Genomic DNA, 5,231 nt, shown 5'->3' on the forward strand with positions numbered 1-5,231 from the left:
CTCCGGCTTCCGGTTCGCCTCGACGTCGACTCCGCGCATACCCAGCAGCACGACCGCCGCCAGGAGGAGGACAACACCGACGAAGACGTAGATCGCCTGCGGACTCCACCCACCGTCGAGCATCGCACCCGTGGCTGTCGGGGCGATGATCGCGCCGAAGCGACCGATGCCGATTCCCCAGCCCACGCCGGTCGAGCGCAGGGAAGACGAGTAGGACTGCGGAGTGAGGACGTAGAGGCCGGCGATGCAGCCGTTGCTGAACATTCCCACCAGCACACCGACGACGATGACCAGCACGATCCACTGCGCGGTGAAGATGAAGACGGCCATGAGGATCGCGGCCAGCACGGAGAAGCTCATCAGCACCGAGCGGGTTGACCAGCGTGAGGTGAACAGTCCGAAGGCCACGGATCCGATGGCTCCTCCCAAGGTCAGTCCGACGGTGACGATCATCGACAAGGTGTCGGTGAGCCCGGATTCGTTCATGAGGCGTGGGGTCCAGGAGTTGACGAAGTAGAAGCCGAACATGACGATGAAGAACGTTGCCCAGACGACGAAGGTGACACGGCGATTGCGACGGTTGAATAGTGCCAGTACACCGGAATCGTCCGCCTTGTTCTCCTGCTCCGCGGTCGTGGCATTCAGATCAACAGGCTCGGTGTGGCCCAGCCGGCGGGCGATCAGCGTCAGCTTCTTCACCGCGTTCTCCGGTCGCCGGTTGTAGAGATAGGACGGCGATCCGGGGACCAGCAAGAGGACGAGCACCAGAGACAGCGTGGCCAGGCATCCACCGAGGATGAAGACCGAACGCCATCCGGAGGTGGCGATGAGTGAGACCATCACCGATCCGCCGAGCGCCGCACCGATTCCGTAGCCGGCGGTGTAGATGCTGATGACCAGGCCACGACGCTTGCGTGAGGCGTATTCGGCGCAGATGACATTGGTGCCCACGAGGATGCCGCCGATGCCCAGGCCCGTGACGATGCGCCAGATGCCCAGTTCCGTCGCCGAGGTGGCGGTGGCGGAGAGGAAGAGACCGCAGATATTGACGATGAGAGCAATGATCGTCATGTTCCGTCGTCCGATCCGGTCGGCGACCGGTCCCAGGGTCAGGGCACCGATCGCCATCCCGAGCAGCGCGGCGCTCATCACGAGACCGAGAGCCGTTCCGGACAGGGAGAACTCCTCACTGACCTGGTTCGAGGTAAACGAGATGGCCAGGACGTCGTAACCGTCGAGGGCGTTGAGGAAGGTGCAGATGCCGACGATCAGCCACTGATAGGTCGACATTCGAGAGGTGTTGAGTCGTTCGCGCAGGTCCACCGCGTACTCCGATTCTGTGGTGAGATAAGCATCCGCATCGTTGCAAGATGCCTATGAAGATAGGTAAAACGTGATGATGGGCACATTATCAGCGCCGAGATGCTCGGGCAATGGTCGTCCGTGCCTCCGCGCCAGCGAGCGATGTCAATAATCAAGTTACCTATGGACATAGGTAAATGCCTATGCGTATAGTGATTTCACGAACCCACCGCAGTGTTCATGAAAGGAATCACCACGTGGAGGCATCGACCGCAACCAACGTCTTGGACGACTTCTCGCTGGAGATGACCGGCAAAGACGTCCCCGGCCTCCAGCAGGCCGCCCACGCGATTCCCCAGGGAACACGCGTCAACATCACGTTCCTCGGCAATGAGAACCTCGAGATGCGCCTCGAGGCGGCGAAGGAAGTGCTCGAACTCGGGTTCGTCCCCGTGCCCCACATCTCGGCTCGCAGACTGAAGTCTGAGACCGAGCTGCGCGAGTTCCTCGACGCTCTCCAGCAGGCCGGAGCCAGTGACCGTGTCTTCGTCGTCGGGGGAGACCCCGCGACCCCTGAAGGTCCCTACCCCGATTCGCTCTCGGTCATTCGCACAGGCATCCTGCAGGAATACGGTGTGGCCGAGGTGGGGATCGCCGGCTACCCCGAGGGCCATCCCGACATCAGCACCCAAACCCTGTGGGAGCACATGTCGGCCAAAAGCGCATCGCTGACGGAACAGGGGCTGGGCCAAGTCGTGCTCACCCAGTTCGCCTTCGACGCCGAGGCAGTCGTGGCGTGGGTCCACGAGGTGCGTGGCCACGGCGTCGAGGCCGACATCCGCATCGGCACGCCAGGGCCCGCAGGCATCAAGCGACTCCTGGGCTATGCTCGCCGCTTCGGAGTGGGCACCAGTGCGGGAATCGCGAAGAAGTACGGGTTCTCACTGACGAACCTCCTCGGCACAGCCGGACCGGACAGATTCCTCACCGATCTGTCCTCATATGAGTCCATCACCTCGGCGACATCAGGGGTGAAGACCCACTTCTACACCTTCGGCGGACTCGCGGCCACAGCCGAATGGGTCCAGGACTTCACCACACAGGCATAACAGCGATACCCGACGACCCAGCAAGTCGCCACTCCACAGCAGCACCCACACAGCGACAAGAACAGAGAGGTTCATCGACCATGACCGACAATCTCCAGCAGATCCTCGATTCGACCAATGCCGTCGACCACCTGCGCAATTCGCAGATCGGCTCCTACATCTACCCGGTCGTCCCCGCCGACTTCACCAACTGGATCAAGGAACAGAAGGCCTGGCGCGAAACTGCAGTCCTCTACGACCAGTCACACCACATGGACAACGTGTTCCTCAAGGGCTCCGATGCCATCAACCTGATCTCTGACACCGCGATCAACTCCGTGGCCAAGTTCGCCGTGAACAAGGCCAAACAGTACGTGCCCACCACCGAATCCGGCCACGTCATCGGCGACGGCATCCTCTTCCATGAGGCCGAGGACGAGTACGTGTACGTGGGGCGCTCGCCGGCATCGAACTGGCTGCTCTACCACGGTGAGACCGGCGGCTATGCGAACCTCGACATCGAGGTCGATCGCCGGTCCCCATCGCGGCCATACGGCCACGCCGTCAGCCGCCGCTACTACCGCTTCCAGATCCAGGGCCCCAATGCCTGGGCGATCATCGAGAAGCTCAATGGTGGCGAACTGGAGAAGCTGCGCTTCTTCAACATGTCGACCATGACCATCGCCGGCAAACAGGTCCGCACCCTGCGCCACGGCATGGCCGGTGCCCCCGGCCTCGAGATCTGGGGACCTTACCAGGACCATGATGAGATCAGGGATGCCATCGTCGAGGCGGGCGCCGAGTTCGGTCTCCTGCCCGTCGGTGCGCGAGCCTACCCATCGAACACCCTGGAGTCGGGTTGGATCCCCTCGCCGCTGCCGGCCATCTACTCCGGTGAGGCCGAGCGTGGATACCGCGAATGGCTCGGCGCTGACAGCTATGAAGCGACCGGCACACTGGCCGGGTCGTTCGTCTCCGACAACATCGAGGACTACTACCTGACCCCGTGGGAGCTCGGCTACGGGTCGTTCGTGAAGTTCGACCACGACTTCATCGGCCGCAGCGCGCTGGAGGCCATGGATCCGGCAGCGCAGCGCAAGAAGGTGACGCTGGCCTGGGACGCCGACGACTTGGGTGAAGTGTTGGCCTCCCCGCTCAACGTCGATGGACCGAATTACAAGTACTTCGATCTGCCCTTGGCCAACTACGGTTCGGCGAACTATGACTCGGTCATCGACGCCGATGGCAATGTCGTCGGGTTCTCGATGTTCACCGGCTATTCGGCCAATGAGCGCCGAGGTCTGTCCTTGGCCACGGTCAATCCCGACGTTCCCGAGGGTGCTGAGCTCAAGGTCGTCTGGGGCGAGCCCGACGGTGGTACCTCGAAGGCATCGGTCGAGCCCCATGAGCAGACCGAGGTCGGCGTCGTCGTCAGCCCCGTTCCGTATTCGACCGTTGCACGTCAGACCTACCGTGGCGGGTGGCGCACCGGCCAAGACGCCTGAGAGTTGTAGTCTGAAGGGGCCCGGGCAGAGCGCCCGGGCGCCTCGCTGATTCACAGAATAGGAACCACGATGAGTCTCCGAAGTGCACTCCTGGCTCTGCTGCGCATCGGCCCGATGTCCGGCTACGAGCTGCAGAAGCAGTTCTCCCAGTCCGTCGGCCACGTCTGGCATGCCCCGGATTCGCAGATCTATCCGGAACTGCGGAAAATGGCGACGGAAGAGCTCATCGTCGCCGAGGAGCAGACCCGTGGATCCGCCGGAATGCGCCGCGTCTACCATGTCACCGAGGCGGGGGAGCGTGCCTTCACCGACTGGATGAACGGCCCACTGAAGTACCAACGCACACGAGATGCCGCCCACCTGCGAGCCGCCTATCTGGAATCAGCCGACCAGGCGGCTGTCTACGCATTCCTCAATGAACATATCGCTCACTGGAAGAGTGAGCTGCAGGTCTGGGAGGACGAGATCGCTACGATCGAGGCACTCGAATCCCCGATGCTCAATCGCCGTCTGGCGGTCACCGCCGATGCGGACCGTGAAGTCACCATCGCCTACAAGAAGTTCGCCTACGAAGGTTTGGCCGCTCGTGCCCGCAGTGAGATCGAATGGGCGCAGCGGGGGCTGAAGCTCAGCAAAAGACTCGAGCGCACTGCCGCAGGGAGTTCGCACTAGGGCGAGATCGAAGCCGCTCACAGAGTTGCAGCGAGGAAGGTCTTCCTTCGCTCCCGGTCCAGGAGCCGCTGGTCGAGCGTCGTCAGGATTCGCAGGAACAGACCACCGGCGATGAGGCCGCCGACGAGGTCGGTGATCCAGTGCCACCCGAGGAGGAATGACACCACGACGGAATTCATGGCGATCGCTGCCACGACCCAGCTGAGTCCGTGCACGACTCTTTGGGAGGCGCCGCTGTAATGGGCGATCAGGTAGACAGCTGCCCCGTAGATGAGGATCGCTTCGGAGGAATGCCCAGAGGGGTAGCTGATTCCACGATCACCCAAGTCGAGCAGACCACCTTGGAAGAACCTCGGATCGTGCAAGGTCGTCGACGGCCGTGCCAGGAGAACTTTCAGACCCCCGACGCCGATGTAGAACGCTGCTTCCGTTGCCAGCGCGAATCCGATCGGACGCCAGGATCGGCGTCGATACGCGAGGGTGATCGCCACGGCCGCCAGCACAGGCAGACAGACTGCTTGCCCGGCGATGCGATCCAACACGTTCTGTGCGAACCACACCAGATCGGGATTGAAGAGATAGAGCCAACGCCGATTGAGTTGGTAGTCCAGTACTCGTACCGGCCCGGCGGCGAGGACGGTCAGCACGATGAAACCCAGCGTCA

General features: G+C 62.4%; 5 protein-coding genes. 3 read left to right on the forward strand and 2 right to left on the reverse strand.

What is annotated here, in order from left to right:
- On the reverse strand, positions 1–1,290 hold a 1,290-nt coding region (locus tag L0G76_RS13830; RefSeq protein WP_304357751.1), incomplete at its 3' end, for an MFS transporter.
- A 269-nt stretch (positions 1,291–1,559) separates the two neighbouring features.
- Between L0G76_RS13830 and L0G76_RS13835 the strand changes: the two genes are divergently transcribed.
- The 3 genes from L0G76_RS13835 (at position 1,560) to L0G76_RS13845 (ending at position 4,567) form a co-directional block, all read left to right on the forward strand.
- A complete protein-coding gene (locus L0G76_RS13835) occupies positions 1,560–2,411 on the forward strand; it encodes a methylenetetrahydrofolate reductase (RefSeq protein ID WP_009884783.1) in 852 nt (283 codons plus the stop codon).
- An 80-nt stretch (positions 2,412–2,491) separates the two neighbouring features.
- Entirely contained in the window at positions 2,492–3,895 is a 1,404-nt protein-coding gene (ligM, locus tag L0G76_RS13840; RefSeq protein ID WP_009884784.1) for a vanillate/3-O-methylgallate O-demethylase, read from the forward strand.
- A gap of 69 nt (positions 3,896–3,964) precedes the next feature.
- A complete protein-coding gene (locus L0G76_RS13845; protein WP_009884785.1) occupies positions 3,965–4,567 on the forward strand; it encodes a PadR family transcriptional regulator in 603 nt (200 codons plus the stop codon).
- Positions 4,568–4,584: 17 nt separating this feature from the next.
- Here L0G76_RS13845 and L0G76_RS13850 read toward each other — a convergent pair.
- A partial coding sequence (locus L0G76_RS13850; RefSeq protein WP_304357752.1) for a phosphatase PAP2 family protein occupies positions 4,585–5,231 on the reverse strand: 647 nt, incomplete at its 5' end.

Source organism: Brevibacterium picturae, from assembly GCF_030453725.1.
Taxonomy (GTDB): domain Bacteria; phylum Actinomycetota; class Actinomycetes; order Actinomycetales; family Brevibacteriaceae; genus Brevibacterium; species Brevibacterium sandarakinum_A.